General features: G+C 57.9%; 18 protein-coding genes. 13 read left to right on the forward strand and 5 right to left on the reverse strand.

Annotated elements, in window-relative coordinates:
• The first annotated feature begins 31 nt into the window (after window positions 1-31).
• Window positions 32-2,125 (forward strand): excinuclease ABC subunit UvrB, encoded by a 2,094-nt coding sequence (gene uvrB, locus HMPREF3153_RS01285; protein WP_070419811.1) that lies wholly within the window; start codon window positions 32-34, stop codon window positions 2,123-2,125.
• A gap of 200 nt (window positions 2,126-2,325) precedes the next feature.
• Window positions 2,326-2,766, forward strand: a complete 441-nt coding sequence (locus HMPREF3153_RS01290; RefSeq protein ID WP_005529320.1) for a universal stress protein — start codon at window positions 2,326-2,328, stop codon at window positions 2,764-2,766.
• 132 nt (window positions 2,767-2,898) lie between these two features.
• Here the strand turns inward: HMPREF3153_RS01290 and HMPREF3153_RS01295 are convergent, their stop codons facing one another.
• The 4 genes from HMPREF3153_RS01295 to HMPREF3153_RS01310 form a co-directional block, all read right to left on the reverse strand.
• Window positions 2,899-3,942 carry an App1 family protein gene (locus HMPREF3153_RS01295; protein WP_070419812.1) on the reverse strand — a complete coding sequence of 348 codons (1,044 nt, stop codon included), beginning with the start codon at window positions 3,940-3,942 and terminating at the stop codon, window positions 2,899-2,901.
• 10 nt (window positions 3,943-3,952) lie between these two features.
• Window positions 3,953-6,220, reverse strand: a complete 2,268-nt coding sequence (locus HMPREF3153_RS01300) for a HelD family protein (RefSeq protein WP_371440891.1) — start codon at window positions 6,218-6,220, stop codon at window positions 3,953-3,955.
• A 74-nt stretch (window positions 6,221-6,294) separates the two neighbouring features.
• Complete coding sequence (locus HMPREF3153_RS01305) at window positions 6,295-7,212, reverse strand: DoxX family protein (protein WP_070419813.1); 918 nt, start codon at window positions 7,210-7,212, stop codon at window positions 6,295-6,297.
• A gap of 116 nt (window positions 7,213-7,328) precedes the next feature.
• Complete coding sequence (locus HMPREF3153_RS01310; RefSeq protein ID WP_070419814.1) at window positions 7,329-7,931, reverse strand: MBL fold metallo-hydrolase; 603 nt, start codon at window positions 7,929-7,931, stop codon at window positions 7,329-7,331.
• A 91-nt stretch (window positions 7,932-8,022) separates the two neighbouring features.
• Here HMPREF3153_RS01310 and uvrA point away from each other — a divergent pair, with 91 nt between their 5' ends.
• The 5 genes from uvrA (at window position 8,023) to rplT (ending at window position 13,296) form a co-directional block, all read left to right on the forward strand.
• On the forward strand, window positions 8,023-10,860 hold the full coding sequence (uvrA, locus tag HMPREF3153_RS01315; RefSeq protein WP_070419815.1) for an excinuclease ABC subunit UvrA: 2,838 nt from the start codon (window positions 8,023-8,025) through the stop codon (window positions 10,858-10,860).
• A 47-nt stretch (window positions 10,861-10,907) separates the two neighbouring features.
• Window positions 10,908-11,807 carry a serine hydrolase gene (locus HMPREF3153_RS01320; protein ID WP_246817142.1) on the forward strand — a complete coding sequence of 300 codons (900 nt, stop codon included), beginning with the start codon at window positions 10,908-10,910 and terminating at the stop codon, window positions 11,805-11,807.
• Window positions 11,808-12,104: 297 nt separating this feature from the next.
• Entirely contained in the window at window positions 12,105-12,626 is a 522-nt protein-coding gene (gene infC / locus HMPREF3153_RS01325; RefSeq protein ID WP_080974097.1) for a translation initiation factor IF-3, read from the forward strand.
• Between the two features lie 36 nt (window positions 12,627-12,662).
• Entirely contained in the window at window positions 12,663-12,857 is a 195-nt protein-coding gene (gene rpmI, locus HMPREF3153_RS01330; protein WP_046646844.1) for a 50S ribosomal protein L35, read from the forward strand.
• Between the two features lie 55 nt (window positions 12,858-12,912).
• Complete coding sequence (gene rplT / locus HMPREF3153_RS01335; RefSeq protein ID WP_005323264.1) at window positions 12,913-13,296, forward strand: 50S ribosomal protein L20; 384 nt, start codon at window positions 12,913-12,915, stop codon at window positions 13,294-13,296.
• Window positions 13,297-13,421: 125 nt separating this feature from the next.
• On the opposite strand, the gene HMPREF3153_RS12945 is transcribed toward rplT, so the two are convergent.
• Window positions 13,422-13,739 carry a hypothetical protein gene (locus HMPREF3153_RS12945; protein WP_223197845.1) on the reverse strand — a complete coding sequence of 106 codons (318 nt, stop codon included), beginning with the start codon at window positions 13,737-13,739 and terminating at the stop codon, window positions 13,422-13,424.
• 24 nt (window positions 13,740-13,763) lie between these two features.
• Here HMPREF3153_RS12945 and HMPREF3153_RS12950 point away from each other — a divergent pair, with 24 nt between their 5' ends.
• From HMPREF3153_RS12950 to argJ, 6 genes are all read left to right on the forward strand, one after another.
• Window positions 13,764-14,051: a TM2 domain-containing protein gene (locus HMPREF3153_RS12950; RefSeq protein WP_223197846.1), complete on the forward strand. Its 288-nt coding sequence runs from the start codon at window positions 13,764-13,766 to the stop codon at window positions 14,049-14,051.
• A 161-nt stretch (window positions 14,052-14,212) separates the two neighbouring features.
• Window positions 14,213-15,016 carry a TrmH family RNA methyltransferase gene (locus tag HMPREF3153_RS01345; protein ID WP_046646846.1) on the forward strand — a complete coding sequence of 268 codons (804 nt, stop codon included), beginning with the start codon at window positions 14,213-14,215 and terminating at the stop codon, window positions 15,014-15,016.
• 374 nt (window positions 15,017-15,390) lie between these two features.
• A complete protein-coding gene (gene pheS / locus HMPREF3153_RS01350; RefSeq protein WP_046646847.1) occupies window positions 15,391-16,437 on the forward strand; it encodes a phenylalanine--tRNA ligase subunit alpha in 1,047 nt (348 codons plus the stop codon).
• A gap of 30 nt (window positions 16,438-16,467) precedes the next feature.
• A complete protein-coding gene (pheT, locus tag HMPREF3153_RS01355; protein WP_070419816.1) occupies window positions 16,468-18,987 on the forward strand; it encodes a phenylalanine--tRNA ligase subunit beta in 2,520 nt (839 codons plus the stop codon).
• Between the two features lie 267 nt (window positions 18,988-19,254).
• Window positions 19,255-20,298, forward strand: coding sequence for an N-acetyl-gamma-glutamyl-phosphate reductase (argC, locus tag HMPREF3153_RS01360; RefSeq protein ID WP_046646849.1), 1,044 nt, complete (start codon window positions 19,255-19,257; stop codon window positions 20,296-20,298).
• Between the two features lie 79 nt (window positions 20,299-20,377).
• Window positions 20,378-21,559 (forward strand): bifunctional glutamate N-acetyltransferase/amino-acid acetyltransferase ArgJ, encoded by a 1,182-nt coding sequence (gene argJ / locus HMPREF3153_RS01365; protein WP_070419817.1) that lies wholly within the window; start codon window positions 20,378-20,380, stop codon window positions 21,557-21,559.
• Window positions 21,560-21,565 lie beyond the last annotated feature (6 nt).

Raw genomic sequence — 21,565 nt, forward strand, 5'->3', positions numbered from 1 at the left:
ATTGCCAAGAAATAGCGCTAGACTGGCCGTCATGGCTTTTGCAGCAGAACACCCCATTTTGCCCGTCTCTGAACACCGTCCCGTTGGAGAGGTGGAGCGGCGATCCGCGGAATTCAAGGTGGAGTCAGAGTTTCAGCCCTCAGGCGACCAGCCGGCTGCCATCGCTGAGCTCGACGAGCGTCTCAGTAGAGGCGAGCGCGATGTTGTGCTCATGGGTGCAACCGGTACAGGCAAATCAGCTACAGCAGCGTGGCTCATTGAAAAGCAACAGCGTCCCACGCTCGTCATGGCCCCAAACAAGACCTTGGCAGCGCAATTGGCTAACGAGCTGCGCCAGCTGCTCCCACACAATGCGGTGGAGTACTTCGTCTCTTACTACGACTACTACCAACCAGAGGCCTATATCGCGCAGACGGATACCTACATTGAGAAGGATTCCTCCATTAACGAGGACGTCGAACGCCTGCGCCACTCCGCGACCTCCGCACTGCTTTCTCGCCGCGACGTTGTTGTTGTTTCCTCCGTGTCTTGTATCTACGGTCTGGGCACGCCGCAATCCTATTTAGACCGTTCGGTGATAATCGAGGAAGGCGAGGAAATCGACCGCGACCGCTTCCTGCGCCTGCTTGTGGATATTCAATATGAGCGCAACGATGTGGGCTTTACTCGTGGTACTTTCCGCGTGAAGGGCGATACGGTCGACATCATCCCGGCCTACGAGGAACGTGCGGTACGCATTGAGTTCTTTGGTGATGATGTTGACGAGCTCTATTACATCCATCCGCTGACGGGCGACGTCCTCGAGCGCGTCGACGAGGTGCGAATCTTTCCAGCTACGCACTATGTGGCTGGTCCAGAACGCATGGCAAAGGCAGTGGAAGATATCAAGGCGGAACTTGCCGAGCGGCTCGCCGACCTAGAAAACCGCGGCAAGTTACTAGAGGCGCAGCGTCTGCGCATGCGTACCGAGTACGACCTAGAGATGATTGAGCAGGTTGGCTTCTGTTCCGGCATTGAGAACTACTCCCGCCACATTGACGGGCGCCCGGCAGGTTCCGCACCAGCTACGCTGCTGGACTACTTCCCAGAGGACTTCCTGACCATCATTGACGAGTCTCACGTAACCGTTCCGCAGATTGGCGGCATGTTCGAAGGCGACATGTCCCGCAAGCGCAACCTTGTGGAATTCGGGTTCCGCCTGCCGTCAGCTACGGACAACCGTCCGCTAACCTTCGACGAATTCGAAGAACGCGTTGGCCAGACCGTCTACATGTCCGCAACCCCAGGCAACTTCGAGCTCACGGCCTCCCAAGGCGAGTACGTGGAGCAGGTTATTCGCCCAACCGGCCTTATTGATCCGAAAGTCACAGTCAAGCCGACCAAGGGCCAGATCGACGATCTCATCGATGAGATTCGGCAACGCACGGCAAAGCAAGAACGTGTGCTCGTCACCACGCTTACCAAGCGCATGGCCGAGGACCTCACGGATTACCTGTTGGAGCACGGCGTTAAGGTTCGCTATCTCCACTCAGACATCGATACCTTGCAGCGCGTGGAGCTGTTGCGCCAGCTGCGCTTGGGCGAGTACGACGTCCTCGTGGGCATCAACCTGCTGCGTGAGGGACTTGACCTTCCTGAGGTTTCCTTGGTGGCCATCCTTGATGCCGATAAGGAGGGCTTTCTGCGCTCGACGACGTCACTTATCCAGACCATTGGCCGTGCAGCGCGAAATGTCTCAGGCGAGGTCATTATGTACGCGGACAAGATAACTGACTCGATGCAGGAAGCCATTGAGGAAACCGAGCGACGCCGCGCGAAGCAAATTGCCTATAACGAGGAACACGGAATTGACCCGCAGCCGTTGCGTAAGAAGATCGCGGACATTCTGGACCAGGTCTACGAATGCGATGGGGAAGAGGCCGCCGCAAGTGACCCAGCCGCGCTGATGGATAAGCCTGATGTCTCCACAATGGCAGTCGATGAGGTGCAGAAGTTGATCGACGACCTCACAGCCCAGATGGGCGCTGCGGCTCGTGAACTCAAATTTGAGCTGGCGGGCCGGCTACGTGATGAGATTGCGGATCTCAAGAAAGAACTGCGCGGTCTCAAGGAAGCGGGAATCTAAAAGAGCTTAAAAGTGAAGCGTGGGCGACACGGTCGCAAAATTGTGAGAAAAACAGCACGTTGATTAATGCGTCAAAATTGACACGTCGAGTAACGAGTCAGTCACAAAATTGTTAGACTAGCGATTGCGCCTTTAAAGCATAAGCAATTTGCATATTCTGCATCATCACTTGGGGCTAAGGCCCCTAAAGAAAGGTCATCATGAGCGATTACAACAAGATCGTGGTTGGCACCGACGGATCCAAGTCCTCCCTCCTCGCAGTGGAGCGCGCCGCCAAGATCGCCGCAGCATTCGATGCAACTCTAATCATCGGTTGTGCTTACTACGAGAACCAGGAGCAGGCTTCCAAGACCTTGCGCCAGGATTCCGTGACCATTCTGGGTGACGAGAAGGCAGAGGCTAACCTGCAGGCGGGCAAGGAGCACGCCGAGAAGTTCGGTGTTGCTAAGGTCGAGACCGCCGTTCGCCCTGGCACCCCAGTTCAGGCACTGATGTCCATCGTCAACGACAACAACGCTGACCTGCTCATCGTCGGTAACCGCGGCATCAACTCGCTGACCGGCCGTCTGCTGGGTTCCGTTCCGGCCGATGTTGCTCGCCAGTCCGATTGCGACGTAATGATCGTCCACACCGTGAACTAAGAACGGGTGCCGCCCAAGCGGCAGCAGATAAGGCCTAGGACTCCTCACTGAGGAACCCTAGGCCTTTATTTTTGCTTTTAATCCGCTGTGCTCGCCGGCCTATGCACCGGGACCGGACACAGTGTTGGTGTCTTAGCTGTCGGAGCCGTACACCTCACTGTTGATTTCGGGCTCGATTACGCGCATCTTGGCAGCCAAGGTTTGGCCATTTTCGCCCTGAATTAGGGGAATCGAAAAAGAGCCTTCCTCATTCGCGTCCGCGAGTGGTGCTAAAGAACCGTGGGAGAGCAGTTGCTCTTGCGGGGAGAGGTTGCGTATTGCTACCGCCGCTACCCGGTCCGGGTGCTCGTTGGCGGCGTCGCCATAGGTGAGCGGGTCATGCTGCCCGTCGTCACCAATAAGCAGCCACTTCATCCATGGGAAAGCGATGAAGAGGTTACGTAGCTGCACGCGTTTGTGCTCCTGACCGTTGCGGAAGAGACCGGTAGGAGTTGGTCCCCAGTCCGTCAATAGCAATGGCCCCTTAGGGAAGCCGTTGTTTTCCATGAAGGTGACCAAGGTATCGTAGGTATTCCATGCACCCGTGGACAAGTAAATGAACGGCATGTCGGGGTGCTTGGCACGCAGCTCTTGGTAGAACCCAGCCATGCCCTCTACAGGTTGACGGGTGTTGGTTCGCTTGACCCAGGAATTCCAAGCTGCCGTCATAGCGCGTGGAAGCCACGTCACCATAACAGTGTCATCGATGTCGCTGACCACGCCTAGAGGCGAGTCTTCCGAGACAATGAGTACCTCAGCGGTGATTGGCTCTGCGCCTGCAGCATCAATAGTGACTTCGTGCCAGCCGGCCGCAAGGCCATGCTCATGAACCAAAATGTCCACGTAGCCGTTGTAGTTAGTGTGCCCGGTTACAGTCTTTCCGTTTACGGTCACTGAAACATCGAGGTTGGCCACCTGGACAGTAAAGAACTGCCGGTAGCCTCGCTGTGCCCAAGTCTCATTTTCTGCGGACTCAGGGTCATGCATGAGAACACGGCCCAAGACGTGAACAAACTCGGTGTTGCCATATCCGGCATAACCCGAAAGCTTGGGTACCCAGCCTTTGCGGGTGGAACGTCGCAAAGCTGCCGAGTTGGAAGCGCGTTCAATTTTACGTGCGATGTCAGATAAAGCCATGCCTACCAGACTAGTGGAAGATTTCCTGCCACCGTCCGACCAACGTCAAGGATTGCGTGGCGCGAGTTACCGCAACGTACAGATTTTGCAAGCCTTGTGGAGAGGCCGCAACGATGTCGTCAGGATCCACTACGACCACATGGTCGAACTCAAGTCCTTTAATGTCCTCGACGTTTTCCCGCGTGATAACAGCATTCAGGCGGCCATCTTTGTCTGTGAAAGTGCCGGGTTCGTAGTCTTGTGTCTCTGTCGCAAATTCGACGGGCGCACCATCTCGAACCGCCACGGCGGGCGTCGATTGGGGGTTAATAAGCTCCAATAACGAATTGGCCAAATCTGCAATTGGCTGGGGAGTGCGGTAGTTGACGGTCAATTGATGATGCCGGAAACGCTTCGCTACAAAAGGTTCTAAGGCTTCAGCCCAGTCATCAACTCCAGCAGGAGCGCCAGTCTGCGCGGTGTCACCCACAAGCGTCATCCACCGGGAAGGGCTGCGACGGAATAGCATCCGCCACTCCATGGGGCTGAGTTCTTGCGCTTCGTCAACGATGATGTGTCCGTAAGCCCAGGTGTAATCCTCCTGCGCACGTTCGGCCGTGGTGCGGTTGTCGCTTACTTCCTGGCGGCGCGCGAGGGTCTCTGCGTCGATGACGTCGTGTGCGGACAAGATCTCCGCATCGAACATGTCGTCATCGTTGTCGGTCGAGTCAGAGGAAGTCAGAATATCGAGCGCATCCTCCGCATCGGCAACCTGTTCACGCCAGGCTTTGTCCGCGGCTGCCTTCTCCTCCTCTGGGTTTGGCATACCGATGAGGACCGCTAGTTCGTCCAACAAGGCCGCATCCGATGCAGTCCACGCATCACCTTGCGCGCGGTACAGGGCTTCACGGGTCTCAGAATCATAGTCGCTGGCGGCAGCGTCAATTTGCTCCTGGGAGGACAAGAGATCAGCCAGAACTGTGCGCGGGTCAAGGGTGGGCCAAAACTGGTCGATGAGTTGCTGCACCTGCGGCTCATCCACCAGATCGTCATGCAGCTGATCGACGTCGGCGCGGGACAGGAGATTCTGACCGCCCAACGGGTCCGCACCAATTTTCTGTGCCATCTGTTGTGCGAGGGACTCGATGAGATGCTCAGAAAATGCTGCTCGCGCATCGTTGTGCGGTTTGCGGGAGCGCCGGGCACGAGTGCGTGCCGCCTTGACCATTGCAGCATCGATATCCAATTCCAAGTGCTCTGCGGTAATGCACTGGGTGTCAGTGGGGAGGGTCTGGTAGTTCTTCACCGCGGCGGACAGGATATCCACCATTGCTTCAGAACCCTTGATCTCGCGCCCGAGTAGTGGCTCTTGATGGGTTGGCGTGATGCCTGGGAACAGGTCACCCACGGTGGAAAGAACCACGCCGGTCTCGCCGAGTTCCGGAAGAACGCGGGAGATGTAGTCCAAGAAGGTGGAGTTCGGGCCGACGATGAGCACGCCAGTGGCAGCCAGTTGTTCGCGATGGGTGTAGAGCAGATACGCCACTCTATGGAGCGCCACTGCGGTCTTTCCTGTGCCGGGTCCGCCCTCAACTACGAGGACGCCGCGGGTATTGTCGCGGATGATCTCATCTTGTTCGCGCTGGATGGTCTCCACGATGGATTCCATGTGACCCGTACGTGCTCGCTGGAGTGCTTGGTAGAGCGCGGATTCACTGGCAACGCCTGCGCTTTCCGACGCCGCGCCTGTACCTGAGAGGACCTCATCGTTGATGTCCGTAACGAGGCGGCCTTTGGTACGAATGTGTCGGCGGACGGTGACGCCTTCTGGCTGCGCTGTGGTCGCAAGGTAGAAGGGGCGGGCCATTGGTGCACGCCAGTCGAGGAGGAGCGTCCGGTAGTCGTCCTCACGAGCATCCAGGCCCATCCTGCCGATATACCTGCGGTCGAGGCCTTCTTCGGTGGGATTGTCGCCGGGGGCGTCGATGTCTATGCGCCCAAAGACTAAGCCGAGCTGAGCCAGATTAAGGCGGTCCAACTTCGCTTGCAGGCCGTGGTACTCCGTTTCACGGCGGATGAGCGCGTCTGCGTCTGGAGTATGCGGGTCGACGTCTTTCTGGACCTCGTTTAGCTTCTCATTGGCCAAGGCAACTTCTCGGTCGAGCCGGGAGAAGAGATTATCGACGTATTCTTGTTCCGCGTTAATTTCGCGTGCGGTCTCATTCGTCACTGGTCCCTGCGGCGACTTGGCGTTAGACAACTCTGGTGAAGACACTCTGCTCCCAAAATTTCGATGCATGTGGACCGTGCGGACACGGTTGGAAAAACAACAACGGCCCAGCATACCTTGCTGGGCCGCTGAGGGTTAAAGGCTTAGTTCAGGCGGTCGCCGAACTTCTTGATGGCCTTGTCGATCTTCTTGGAAGCTTCAGCCTGAAGCTTCTCGGCGCGCTTGGTTGCCTTCTTAACTGCGCGCTTGTTGGACTTGGTGTCTACCTTGGCTAGAGCATCGTCAGCTCGGGACTGTGCCTTCGTAGCAGCCTTGACAGCGCTCTTGCGTGCCAGCTTGGCGTTGTCCTGAGCTGCAGACAGCCAGTCATCCTTGTTGTCATCGATGAAGTTACGAGCCTGCTCGGCGCTGTCTTCGATGAAAGAGCGAGCAGTGTCTACGAGACCCTTGCCGGTCGCTTGCCAGTCATCCTTGTTGTCATCGACGTATTCCTTGGCGCCCTCGAACCAGTCGGTGGCCTTGGAGGAGAAGTCATCCGCGCGGTCAGAGATGTTGTCAGCGAACTTCTGCTGCTCGGACTTGGTGGGCAGAGCCTGCTGAATCTTCTTGTTGGTGCGCTCCGCAGTCTTGGATGCGCGCCAGCGCAGGGAAGGCTTACCCTCGGTGTCCTGGGTCGCGATAAAGAGCGCGCCTAGCAGAGCGGTGTTGGTGAGGAAACCGTTGCGGCGGTCGTTCTTCTCCTCGGTGGTCTCAGCTTCCCAGAAAGCGTTCCGGCCAAGCAGGTTAGGCAGGGTAGACAATGCGAGAACTGCGGCGGAGGTGCGCGGTGCCTTGCCCAGCGCAAGCGTGGAACCGGCGCCGACCTTGAGGCCGCCGATTGCGCGGGCTGCGAGCTCAGGGTCATTGGGAATGTAACCGGCGTACTGGGCTGGAACGACCTTACGCAGACGGTTGAGCACGGACTCCGTTTCCGCTACGTGGTCGGAAGCGTTACGGAGAGTATCGACACCGTCCCATACGAAAACCGAAGCCAGCATCGGGCGGGCAAACTTACGAATCATTACGTGCTCCATTCATTGAGTAAATTAATGTGCGTTAAACCAGTGTACGGAAAAAGCCGGCCCGCGGAGCGAGTCGGGCGCCCCTACTTGCTGCCGAGAGGGGAGGAATTTGGTGTCTACCAGCGGCGTTCCCACCACTCGTCGAGTTTCGGCCGCTCCTCACCAAGAGTTGTAGATTTGCCGTGGCCTGGTCGGACAATCGCTGAATCCGGATAGACGTCGAAGATGCGCTCGCTGACGTCCTTGTACAGCCTGACGAAGTCTCCCTCTGAGGTGGTCTTTCCTACGCCACCTGGGAAGAGTGAATCGCCGACAAACAAGTTCGTCGTGCCATCGATATCCACGGCAATCGCGGCCCCGCCCGGGGTGTGGCCACGCAGGATGATTGCAGGAAACTCGCGGCCGGCGAATGGAACCGTGTCCCCCTGGTGCAGATCGACGTCGACCGGTGCGGGCAATGCAGGGGAGTCCAGGAAGGAAGCATAGTGGGTGGCCCCGGTGGCCTCGATGATGTCTTTTGTTGCCCGCACGTGGTCCCAGTGGCGGTGGGTCGTCAGCAACGCGGTGATCTTCACGCCCTTGTCTGCAGCTAGTTGGAGGATTGCCGGCGCATCATCCGCGGCATCGACAAGCAGTGCTTCATCGCCGCAACAAATCAGGTAGCAGTTGTTGTCCATGTCGGAGACGGAAATACTGTGAAGGGAAAGCGTGTTACTCATGTGTCCAACCCTACGGGTAGATTCTTAGAGAGACATTTTCTACTGGCCTCGCTGACCCCACAGCGCGGGCCGATAAGAGGAGGCGCACATAGTGGCTGATCGTTTGGTCGTACGTGGAGCTCGCGAGCACAACCTCAAAGGCGTCGATATCGACCTGCCGCGTGACAAAATGGTGGTTTTCACTGGCTTGTCGGGTTCTGGCAAGTCATCGCTGGCTTTTGACACCATTTTCGCAGAGGGCCAGCGGCGCTACGTGGAGTCGTTGAGCTCTTATGCTCGAATGTTCTTGGGCCAGATGGACAAGCCGGACGTGGACTTTATCGATGGACTTTCGCCGGCTGTTTCCATCGACCAGAAATCGACGAACCACAACCCTCGTTCGACTGTGGGCACCATCACGGAGATCTACGATTATCTGCGTTTGCTGTTCTCACGTGCCGGCACCCCGCATTGCCCGGAATGCGATGCAGTGATCGAGCGGCAAACGCCGCAGCAGATTGTGGATACCGTGCTTGAGCTGGAAGAAAAGCTGAAGTTCCAGGTTCTCGCGCCGGTGGTGCGCAAACGCAAGGGTGAGTTCGCTGATCTCTTCGCGGATCTCGCATCGCAGGGTTACTCCCGCGTGCGCGTCGACGGCGAGGTTTACCAGCTTACCGAGCCGCCAACGCTGAAAAAGCAGATCAAGCACGATATCGACGTCGTTGTTGACCGCCTTCAGGTCAAAGCTTCCCAGAAGCAACGTTTGACTGACTCTGTGGAGACCGCTTTGCGCCTAGCTGACGGTTTGGTGACACTCGACTTCATCGATAACCCGGAGCTCACTCACACCTACTCCGAAAAAGCCGCTTGTCCGAATGGCCACGCGCTGACCATCGAGGAATACGAGCCCCGCGCGTTCTCCTTCAACGCCCCCTTTGGTTCTTGCCCGGTCTGTGATGGCCTCGGTACCCGTCTTGAAGTTGATGTGGACCTGCTCATTCCAGATCCAGACGCTCCCGCGGTCGACGCCATTCAGCCGTGGCACTCGAGCCCGAACTCGCGCTACTTCGTCAAGCTCGTCGAGGGCCTGGCTAAGACCATGGGCTTCGACCCGAAGACCCCGGTTTCCGAGCTGACCAAGCAACAGCGTGACGCCCTCATTTACGGCACGGACATTGAGGTCAATGTTCGCTACAAGAATCGTTACGGCCGCCAGCGCAATTGGAATGCGCCTTTCGAGGGCGCCATTGGCTTCTTGGAGCGCAAACTGGAGCAAGCAGACTCCGACTCCCAGAAGGATCGCCTGCTTCAGTACACGCGCCGCGTGGCGTGCAACGCGTGTAACGGCACCCGTCTGCGTCCGGAGATCCTCGCCGTGCGCCTTGAGTCCACTGCTCACGGCGAGAAGTCCATCGCGGGTTTGTCCGCGTTGTCCATTGAAAGCGCTGCAGAATTCCTGGATTCACTAGTCTTGGGTCACCGCGAGGAAATTATTGCCGGTGCTGTGCTCAAGGAGATCCAAGCCCGCCTGCGTTTTTTGCTCGACGTGGGCTTGAACTACCTGACCTTGGACCGCGGCGCTTCGACGTTGTCGGGTGGCGAGGCGCAGCGTATTCGCTTGGCTACTCAGATTGGTTCGGGCTTGGCGGGCGTCCTGTACGTCCTCGACGAGCCGTCGATCGGCCTGCACCAGCGCGATAACCAGCGCCTCATCACTACGTTGAAGCGTCTGCGCGATATCGGCAACACCCTCATCGTTGTCGAGCACGACGAAGATACGATCCGCGAAGCGGACTGGCTTGTCGACGTCGGGCCTCGCGCCGGCGAGTATGGCGGCGAGGTGGTCTATCAAGGTGAGCCAGAGGGAATCCTCGAAGTTGAGGAGTCGCTGACGGGTCAATACTTGGCCGGCAAACGTGTCTTGGCCGTGCCGGATTCGCGCCGCGAGATCGATAAGGACCGAACCCTCAAGGTTGTCGGCGCGCGTGAGAACAACCTCAAGGGCATCGACGTCGAGATTCCACTGGGCGTCCTGGTGTGTATCACCGGTGTTTCAGGCTCCGGTAAGTCGACGGTGGTCAACCAGATTCTGGCGAAGACTCTGGCCAATAAGCTCAACCGCGCTCGCCAGGTTCCGGGACGCGCCAAGCGAGTAGAGGGCGTCGAGCACTTGGACAAGCTTGTGCAGGTGGACCAAAGCCCAATTGGCCGTACCCCACGTTCTAATCCCGCGACCTACACTGGTGTCTTCGACAAGATCCGCAACCTCTTCGCCGAGACACAAGAGGCGAAGGTTCGCGGCTATAAACCTGGCCGTTTCTCTTTCAACGTCAAGGGCGGTCGCTGTGAGGCGTGCCAAGGTGACGGCACCTTGAAGATCGAGATGAACTTCCTGCCGGACGTTTATGTCCCGTGTGAGGTTTGCCAGGGCGCTCGCTACAACCGTGAGACGCTTGAGGTTCTCTACAAGGGCAAGAACATCGCTGAGGTTCTTGACATGCCGATCTCCGAGGCAGCGGAGTTCTTTGAGCCGATTACCTCGATCCATCGTTACCTCGCCACGCTTGTCGACGTCGGACTGGGCTATGTTCGCTTGGGCCAAGCGGCAACCACGCTTTCTGGTGGTGAGGCTCAGCGCGTGAAGCTGGCATCTGAGCTGCAGAAGCGAACCAATGGTCGTACCGTGTACATCCTCGATGAGCCGACGACTGGACTGCACTTCGAGGACATTCGAAAGCTGATGCTCGTCATCCAGGGGCTCGTTGATAAGGGCAACTCGGTGCTCGTCATTGAACACAACCTCGATGTAATCAAGGTAGCTGACTGGATTGTCGACATGGGTCCGGAAGGTGGCGATGGTGGAGGAACCGTTGTTGCGCAAGGTACTCCCGAGGATGTTGCAAAGGTGAAAGGCTCTTATACCGGCCAGTACCTCAAGGAGCTGTTGTAAGAGGCGGCTGCGCCCTAGACAAGGCTAGAATCTTTCGATTGAAGCACGTGAGATACTTCCAGCTGATTACATCAGCGCTGGTTATCTTCGGATTATCAGGAGCAGCGGGCGGTTGTGACAATGTCCAAACGGCTCCTGAGGGGGACGCTCAGGGTCAAGCCTTGCAATCTGTGGAGGCTTTAGCTGGTGTGCTTAAAGATCGGAGCGCTGAGGAAGATTCGCTGCGTCTAGCTGGAGAACTGGATCGCGTGATTCGCCGTGTGGAAAAGCGCTACGGTGTCGAAGCAGGTGTTGCTATTGATGCTCAGTCTGGATCCGTCCAGCGTGGTCTGAAGGGCGAGGAGCCGACCTGGTCCACAATCAAAGTGCCGATTGCGATTGCAGCGTCGGAGGTCGGCGCGGATGAGCAGATGATAGATCTGGCAATCGAACAATCTGACAATGACGCCGCATATGCGTTGTGGACCCAGGTGCAATGGGAAACCGGTGACGCGAATGGCGCGGTTTCAGACCTGCTCGACGAATACGACGCACCAGCCAAAGTAGAGGACTCCTTTGGCTACTCCACATGGACGCTGAAAAATCAGGCTGCATTTGGGGCTTCACTTCCGTGCGTCGCTCATGCCCGCCATGTATATGATGCGATGGACAACCTCATCGTCTACCACGACAACGGGCTCTCCGCACTGCCCGATACGCGTGCAAAGGGCGGATGGGGTCTGTCTGAGATTGATGGCATGTATGCCCACCGGCAGTTCGGCGTGCGCACCACCAAAGGCGCCGAGCCGCAGAGCGTAGGGCTAGCAATCGAAGTCGTGATGCCGGGGGATGATTTCAGCGATGCTGAGCCGGCTCTCAATGCGCTAGCGAAGGGCGTCGACAAGCTTGTGGAGCAAGCCATCGAAGATGGGGACATAAAACCCTTTGCAGCGTGCAGGCGGATCTAAACAAGTTGTGGATGCAGTCAAAAGTGTGGGCGCGTTGCGATTTGGATTTTGTATGAGCCGGTGTTAAAGTAATCAGCACTACCGCCCGTAGGACCTTCTCCAGGAGGTCTCGGGTCACAAGCGGAGTTTCTCCCACCTGAAGCCGCGAAGTTCTTTGACTTCGTAGGATAAAGGTAAAAGGGTTGAGGTTAATACCTTAACGTTGTTATGAGAGCTCCCGGCTGCTTCTGGCAGACTGGGATTTCGTTTGTGGTCTCGGTAGGCACATCACTAACCCCCTAATCGAGGAGAACCACAATCAGCGCTGAAGCTCGCATTAATGAGCGCATCCGAGTACCCGAGGTCCGTCTTGTTGGCCCCGGTGGTGAACAGGTGGGCATTGTCCGTACTGATGATGCTCGCAAGCTTGCATACGAAGCAGATCTTGACTTGGTCGAGGTGGCACCTAATGCAAAGCCGCCAGTAGCCAAGATCATGGACCACGGCAAATTTAAGTATGAGCAGGCTCAGAAGGCTCGCGAAGCCCGTAAGAACCAACAGCAGACTGTGGTTAAGGAACAGAAGTTCCGTCCGAAGATCGATGATCACGATTATGAAACCAAGAAGGGCAATGTGGTGCGCTTCCTGGAGAAGGGTTCCAAGGTCAAGGTAACCATCATGTTCCGTGGCCGCGAGCAGTCGCGTCCGGAACTTGGTTTCCGCCTGCTGGAGCGCCTCGCCGAGGATGTCGCCGAGTACGGCATCGTCGAGTCTCGCCCCAAGCAGGATGGTCGCAACATGACCATGGTTTTTGGACCCGTCCGCAAGGGCAAGAAGTAGACCAAGCTCCACTTAGGATTTAAGGACTTAATTCTCATGAAGCAGAAGACCCACAAGGGCACCGCCAAGCGCATCAAGGTGACCGGTTCCGGCAAGCTGCGCCGTGAGCAGGCTGGCCGCCGCCACCTGCTGGAGGGCAAGCCATCCAAGCAGACCCGTCGTCTCAAGGGCACCAAGGACGTTGCACCTTCCGACGTCAAGCGCGTCAAGCGCCTGCTCGGCCGCTCCTAATTAGCGCCGAATCAACCCACTTACTAAACCCACAAAAGATTAAGGAAGTATTACTGTGGCACGAGTAAAGCGCTCAGTTAACGCCAAGAAGAAGCGCCGCGCGATTCTGAAGTCCGCTAAGGGCTACCGCGGCCAGCGCTCCCGCCTCTACCGTAAGGCCAAGGAGCAGTGGCTGCACTCCATGACTTACGCTTATCGCGACCGTCGTGCTCGTAAGTCTGAGTTCCGCAAGCTGTGGATCCAGCGCATCAACGCTGCTGCCCGTATGAACGACATCACCTACAACCGTCTCATCCACGGCCTGCGCTTGGCTGAGATCGAGGTTGACCGCAAGATCCTCGCTGAGCTTGCTGTAAACGACTTCGAGGCATTCTCCGCACTGTGCGAGGCTGCAAAGGCTGCACTGCCGGAGGACGTCAACGCTCCGAAGGCTGCCTAAGAACCGATACTTAAGGTTCTTTATCGAGCTTTATGCTCGCCAATCCCTCCACCTGAGTCCACGCGAACAGGTGGAGGGATTCGTCGTTTTATGGTGACTGTGCGGAAAATTTCGCTGCAATTTTCTTAAACCGGCAGATAATCAAATTCCCATTGGTTGGGGATGATTCCCCAATTGATTCTTTCTTTTATGTGCCGAGTGATTTGTCGTGTTACCTTGATTGTGGTGTTCAGCGCAGGGGCGTTGAACTTTTTTCTTAAATTTTGTCCATTTTCAGGAGCACTTTTATGGCCTACCCAAACAATGGTTTTCAGCAAGGCAATGCTGGTGGCCAGCCGGTAAATCCATTTGGCCAGCCACAGGGTAACAATGTTCCAGCGCAGTTTCAGGGCGGACAACCGCAATATGGCCAGGGCTATTCTGCGCCGCAGCAATTTAGCCAACCGCAATACGGGCAGGCCTACCCAATGCAACAGCAGTATGCCGTTGTAGCTGAGCAGAAGTCCTGGGTTGCTGCATGGCTGCTCGCCTTTTTCTTCGGCTACCTCGGCGCGCACAACTTCTACCTGGGGAACACCGGGCGCGCGCTCGGCCAGTTGTTGGGCTTCATCTTCGGTTGCATCACCGTGTTTGTGCTCATTGGTTTCTTTGTAGTTGGTTTCATCTCATTGTGGGCATTCGTAGAGTTCATCATGATACTGGCCGGCGCCGGCGGATTCGACCGTGATGCGCAAGGCGTTCCGCTGCGTAAATAGTCTTAAGTAGTCTGTCGACCTTCACCCTCCATCTCTCGTGCAATGAGAGATGGAGGGTTTGTGCATTAAAAGCCTCGTCTGGGTGAAGGGGCTCAAGGTGATTGGCCTTGCAGGGGAGGGGGAGGTTCTAAGCGCCAAACCTGGCTAGTAAGGTGGTGGCCATGAACCTCGACTTTGAGAGTGCCTTTACAGAGCGCACGCCGCGCATCGTCAATGCCTCCAAACTGCACCGTGCAGCGGCCCGCAAAAAGGCGAATCAATTCATCATTGAGGGCGAAAACGCAGTCGACGCCGCAGTATCTACCGGCGCCGCCACTGACGTATTCGTGACCGAGAAGGCTGCGGAACGCTTCCAAGACATCGTCACTGCGTGTGGCTATATGGATGTCTACGTCCATCCAATCACAGACAAAGCCGCACGCCATCTCTCTGATACCGCAACCACAACCGGTCTTTTCGCACTCTGCAAGCCTGTTCTTTGGTCGGCCGGAAAGATTCTCAACGGCAAGCCAAATCTAGTATCTGTGCCAGTCCTTACCTCGGAGCCTGGCAATGCTGGAACGCTCATCCGTACTTCGGACGCTATGGGCGCCGACGGCGTCATCTTTGCAGGCGAGACAGTCGATCCTCTGGGCTGCAAAGTGGCGCGTGCCTCGGCTGGGTCACTGTTTCATATTCCCGTAGCGCGCGATCCGAACATCAAGGATGTGCTTGGGCAGCTGCGGAAGTCAGGCATGCAGATTCTGGCGACTGCCGCTGATGGGGAAGTAGATCTTGCCGAGGCCGATCTCAGCCAACCCACCGCCTGGTTGTTCGGTAACGAAGCCCATGGACTAGGGGAGTTGCAAGAAGAAGCGGACATGCGCGTGCGCATTCCGATCCTCGGCCGCGCGGAGTCGCTCAACCTTGCCACGGCAGCCTCAATTTGTTTGTATGAATCTGCCAAAGCGTTGAATCGCTCCTAAAAATTGTTTGGCATGTCACAATCCGAACGGAAAAGTGGTGGCTAACGAACGGGAGCGTTTGGCTTATGGCTATTCCTTTCCACATTGTGTCGGTGCCTTCCGTCTTTCTCGCGAAGACGCAGCTTGGCCACGCCCTGGACGTCGAGTCGCCAGCGCACCAACTGGTGACGGTGGAACTGGAACCCGATGACGGGCATAACTGCCCCTCACCCTGTCTCCTTTTCAGGGGTCATGCCCGTTGATTGGACCCGTTCGATCAACTAGGAAACGTTAGCGGGGCTCAGTGGAGCGGCGCCCCGCTGCGTTAGGGGCGAGTGAACTGCGCTAAGATAAAGGCGTTAGTTTTTCTCGCTAGAAGAAGGTACTTAAGGCACGTGTCCGATACACCTCAGATCGAATTGACCGAAGCCGCCCTGGGCGCGGCTGCCGACGACGCAATCACCGCGTTCGAAGCAGCTACCACGCTCGATGAGCTGACGGTGGCTCGCCGTGAGCACCTCGGTGAGCAGGGCTATATCCCACAAGCTCGCACGATGCTCGGCAGCCTGCCTAAGGATCAGCGCAAGGACGCTGGCCGTAACGTCAACATGGCGCGCGGTCGCGTCGAGAAGCGCTACGCGGAGATTCAGGCTGTTCTTGAGGCGGAGGCTCGTGCGGCTCAGCTCGCTGCCGAGACCGTCGACGTCACCATCCCCACCACCCGCGCCCAGACCGGTGCTCTTCATCCAATTACGGCATTGTCCGAGCGCATCGCCGACATCTTCGTCGGCATGGGCTGGGAAATCGCCGATGGTCCTGAGGTCGAGGCGGAGTACTTCAACTTTGATGCGTTGAACTTCAAGCCGGATCACCCAGCACGTACCCTGCAAGACACCTTCCATGTCTCGACTGAAGGCTCAAAGCAGGTGTTGCGTACCCACACTTCTCCTGTACAGGTACGCACCATGCTGGACCGCGATGTTCCGCTCTACATTGCTTGCCCAGGTCGTGTGTTCCGTACCGACGAACTCGACGCTACGCACACCCCGGTATTCCACCAGGTTGAGGGACTCGCAGTGGACAAGGGCCTGACTATGGCTCATCTACGCGGCACCTTGGACCACTTGGCCAAGGTCCTGTTCGGCCCTGAGACCAAGACCCGCATGCGCACCAACTACTTCCCGTTCACCGAGCCTTCTGCCGAGGTCGATGTCTGGTTCCCAAACAAGAAGGGCGGCGCAGGCTGGATCGAGTGGGGCGGCTGCGGCATGGTCAACCCGAACGTCCTCCGCGCAGTGGGCGTTGACCCAGAGGAGTACACCGGCTTTGCATTCGGTATGGGCCTCGAGCGCACCTTGCAGTTCCGCAATGGCCTTACCGACATGCGAGACATGGTCGAGGGCGACGTTCGCTTCACCCTGCCATTCGGCGTACAGGCATAAGAAGAACCCAGAAAGGACAGGAAGAAAACAATGCTTATTTCCCAGAGCTGGGTCACCGGACTGCTTGGCGCTAAGAACCCCGGTTGGAAAGTAACCCCAGAGGAACTGGACTCCGGATACGTGCGCGTCGGTTTCGAGACCGAAGGCTACGAGAATCTCCCAGAGACCACCGGCCCGCTGGTCATCGGCAAGGTGGAGGAAATCGAGGAGCTCACCCAATTTAAGAAGCCCATTCGTTACTGCCAGGTCAACGTCGGTGACGCAAACGGCACCGGTGAGCTGCAGGGTATCATCTGCGGCGCTCGCAACTTCCGTCTCGGCGATCACGTCGTCGTGGCGCTGCCGGGTGCCGAGTTGCCGGGTGGATTCAAGATTGCTGCCCGCGAGACCTACGATCACATCTCCAACGGCATGCTGTGCTCCGCCGCGGAGCTCGGGTTCGCTGAGAAGTCCGATGGCATCATCACCTTGGGCGAGGAGTACGGTCAGTACATCGGCCAGGATGCCCGCAAGCTCATCGCCTTGGCTGACACCGTATTCGACGTCAACATCACCCCGGACCGTGGCTACGCGCTCTCGGCACGTGGCCTGACTCGCGAGATTGCTTCGGCTTTCGACCTCGAATTTGCTGACGTTGCGCAGGACCCGTCCGTTGCAGGCATCGATGTTTCTGGTGTTCCGGCACCGGAGGGGGCCCTCATCAACATTGACCTGCGTGAGGAGACCAAGGCCCAGCGCTTTGGTTTGCGCAAGGTCTCCGGAATCGACCCGAATGCCCGCACTCCATTCTGGATGGAACGCGAGCTCATGCTGTCCGGCCAGCGTGCCGTCAACCCGGCTACCGACGTCACCAACTACGTGATGCTGCTGCTGGGCGCTCCTATGCACGCGTTCGACGCCAACCTCGTTAAGGGTGACTTGGTAGTGCGCAATGCGGAAGAGGGCGAGAAGTTCGAGACCTTGGACCATGTCCAGCGCACCCTTTCCGCCGGCGACGTCCTCATCTGCGATGACAATGGCATTCAGTCCATGGCTGGTGTCATGGGTGGTACCTCCACTGAAATCATGGACGAGACCACTGATGTGTACTTCGAGTCCGCTATTTGGGACCCAATTACGGTTGCGCGTACCTCTCGCCGCCACAAGCTTTCCTCGGAGGCCTCCCGCCGCTTCGAGCGCGGCGTAGACCCGGCCATCGTTGAGGTCGCGCTCGATGTTGCTTGCGCTTTGCTCGTCGAGATTGCTGGCGGCACCATCGAGTCCGGCCGTACCCTTGTGGGCGACGTCGCCAAGCCGCAGCAGATCACCATGCGGGCCAGCAAGCCAAGCGAATACGCGGGCGTGGAGTATTCCCGCGAGACTATCGTGCAACGTCTGCGCGAGGTGGGCTGCACCGTGGAAGAGCAGGGGGAGAACCTGCTGGTCACCCCAGCTACCTGGCGTACCGACATCACCATGGATGTCGACCTGATTGAGGAAGTCCTGCGTCTCGAGGGCCTCGAGGACATTCCGACGATTCTTCCGACCCCAGTCGGCGGTCGCGGACTCACCCCGGCTCAGAAGCGTCGCCGCGCCATCGGTCATGGCTTGGCCTATGCCGGTTACGCCGAGGTTCTGCCTTCTCCGTTCATCGCCAACGACACGTTTGACGTATGGGGATTGGACGCGGACGACGACCGCCGCCGCACTGTTTCCGTGCAGAACCCGCTGGAGTCTGACAAGGCCATCTTGAGCACGACCCTGCTGCCGAACATGCTAGAAGCCATCGGTCGTAACGTCGCACGTGGCCGTGCAGATCTGGCACTGTTTGGTCTGCAGCAGGTCTCCTTCAAGCGCGCGGATTCTTCGCCGATGCCGTCCGTTGAGCAGCGTCCAGCAGACGATGTGGTCAAGGAACTGCGCGAATCCCTCCCAGAGCAGCCGCTCCATGTCGCGACCGTAGCTACCGGCAACATCGAGCATGAAGGCCCGTGGGGCGAGGGTCGTGCCTTTACCTACGCCGATGCTATTGAGTCTGCTCGTCAGGTTGCTCGTGCGGCTGGCGTCGAGATCGAGCTGGAGGCTGCCGAGCAGCTGCCTTGGCACCCGGGCCGTTGCGCTGCGGTGAAGGCAGTCGTCGACGGTGAGTCCATCATCGTTGGCTACGCCGGCGAGTTGCACCCACAGGTTCTCGAGGCGCTGAACCTTCCTGCACGCACGTGTGCAATGGAAATCGATGTCACCGCGCTGCCGACCGACGAGCTTTTCCCAGCACCGGTCTTGTCTGCGTTCCCGGCACTGCACCAGGACATCGCGCTCATCGTCGATGAGTCCACGCCTGCTGAAGAGGTGCGCAAGGTCGTCGAAGAGGGCGCCGGCGAGCTTCTCGAGGCAGTAGAGCTTTTCGACGTCTTCCGTGGTGAGCAGCTTGGCGAGGATAAGAAGTCTTTGGCGTTCAAGCTCATCTTCCGGGCAGATGACCGCACTCTTACTGACGAGGAAGCTAACGAGCACCGCCTCGCAGCGGCCGAACTGGTCAAGCAACGCCTCGGCGCGGAGATGCGCGCTTAGGGGGCCTGGAACCCCAGCCGCTGAAGTTGCAGTAGAGCTAAGCCTTTCCCTCTAAGTGAGTTACTGAGGGAAAGGCTTTCTTAATGCGCTGTGTAAGGCGTCGCCGCGCTGCCACATCCTTAACGGACTGTGTTGTAGGTCATATTTTGGGGATTGTTGGCTAATGCTTCCTTGCGAGGGGTAGGGCAGATTTTATCCCGTGCTTTTTAAAGGGAAATTTTTCTGAATAACTTACGGCGCGTTGCATTATTTGCTACGGTTGGCGGCATGACGATTTCAGTAGCAATTGCAGGCGCCACCGGATATGCAGGAGGCGAAATTCTTCGCCTCCTGCTTTCGCATCCTGCGTACTTCGCTGGACAGCTGCAGATAGGCGCGCTGACTGGGCACTCGAATGCTGGACAAAAGGTCTCCGAACTCATGCCGCATCTGCCGCAGCTGGCAGACCGCATAATTGAAGAAACCACCCCAGAGGTGTTGTCCCAACACGACGTAGTTTTCCTTGCCCTCCCGCATGGCCACTCCGCAGAGATCGGGCGCCAGCTGGGGGAGAAGGTAGTGGTCATCGACTGCGCTGCTGACTTCCGCCTTCGCAACAAGGCCGACTGGGATGAATTTTATGGCGGCCAGTATGCGGGTGCATGGCCCTACGGTATCCCCGAGATTCCCGGAAACCGTGCTGCGCTCAAGGGCTCCAACCGGGTCGCGGTTCCCGGTTGTTTCCCCACCACCATTACCTTGGGGGTGCTTCCCGCTGTTGAGGGAAACCTGATTGAGCCGGCTCTCTCCGTCATTGCTATCACCGGCGTATCCGGCGCGGGCAAGAAGGCTTCTGTGGCGCAGCTGGGAGCCGAAACCATGGGCAACGTCAAGGCCTACAAGCCAGGTGGTACCCACCGGCATACCCCCGAAGTGGTGCAGAATCTGCAACCATTTACTGAGGACACAGTCTCGGTGAGCTTTACTCCGGTACTTGCACCGATGCCACGCGGCATCCTCGCAACCACAACCGCGCCTTTGCGGGACGGCGTGACCGCCGAAGAAGTCGCGCAGGTGTTCGCAGATTTCTATGCGAACGAACCATTCTGTTACGTCCTTCCCACGGGGCAGCAGCCTGAGACCCAAAATGTCGTGGGCACCAACATGGTCCACATTCAGGCCCATGTGGATCAGCGTGCACGACGTCTCGTTATCACTGCAGCCTTGGACAACCTCTGCAAAGGCACGGCAGGCGCCGCTGTGCAGTGCATGAATCTTGCACTGGGCTGGGATGAGACCGCCGGTTTGCCGCAAGCAGCACTCGCCCCTTAAGCCTGCAGGCATACCCACCTTTGGCACCTATCTACTCCAGAATCCACCCCCTATTTTCGTCTCGTATTAAGGACTAATCATGACTTCTTCGGCCACTCAGACCGGCGTTACTGCAGCAGCCGGTTTCCGCGCAGGAGCAACCACAGCGGGTATCAAGCCATCCGGTAAATCAGACATGGCTCTCGTTATCAACGAGGGGCCCAACTTTGACGCGGCAGCGGTGTTCACACGCAATCGCGTGGTGGCCTCCCCAGTTAAGGTCTCGCGGGAAGCTGTAGCCGACGGCGTCTTAAAGGCAGTGCTCTTTAACTCAGGTAACGCCAACGCCTGCAACGGCGCCCAGGGTGACCAAGATGCGCGTGCCAATGTGAGCGCCGTCGCCAAGCATCTTGCGCTCGAAAGCAGTGACGTAGCCGTGTGTTCGACCGGTCTCATCGGTGAACCTTTGCCTATGGACAAGGTCCTCAAAGGCATTGACGTGGTGGTCGAGTCAACCGGCACCAGTGCTGAGCACTCGAGCGCAGCGGCGACAGCCATCATGACCACGGACACCGTTTCCAAAGAAGCCGTGACTCGTGGCGAGGGATGGGTCCTTGGCGGAATGGGTAAGGGCGTGGGCATGATGGCCCCGTCCCTGGCCACGATGCTGGTGTGCTTGACCACTGACGCGGTGGCCAGCCCGGAGGCTCTTCAGAAGGCCTTGCAGCAAGCCTCCGACCAGACTTTCAACACCTTGGATGTGGACGGTTCCACCTCGACCAATGACACCGTCATCCTGATGGCATCGGGTGCTTCCGGCGTGGAACCCAGCCAAGAAGAGCTCAACGCGGCAGTGTTGGCAGTGTGCGCTGACATCGCGGATCAGCTCCAAGCAGACGCCGAGGGTGTGACCAAGCGCGTGCGCATCACCGTCGAGGGAACCGGCAGCGACGCACAAGCTCTCAACGCTGCGCGTACCTTGGGCCGCGACAACCTGTTCAAGTGTGCCATGTTCGGCTCTGATCCCAACTGGGGCCGCGTGCTCGCAGCGGTGGGAATGGCCGATGCTGACATGGACCCAGACAACATCTCTGTGTACTTCAACGATCAGCCTGTTTGCCTGGCCTCGACCGGTGCGCTGGGTGCTCGTGACGTCGATCTGTCCGGCGCCGACATCGATGTCCGCGTCAACCTGGGAACAGGCGGACTGGGCAGCGCGTTTGTGCGTACCACCGACTTGTCCCACACATACGTCGAAATCAACTCCGCATACAGCTCATAAAAGGAA

The organism is Corynebacterium sp. HMSC06C06 (genome assembly GCF_001807295.1).
Taxonomy (GTDB): domain Bacteria; phylum Actinomycetota; class Actinomycetes; order Mycobacteriales; family Mycobacteriaceae; genus Corynebacterium; species Corynebacterium striatum.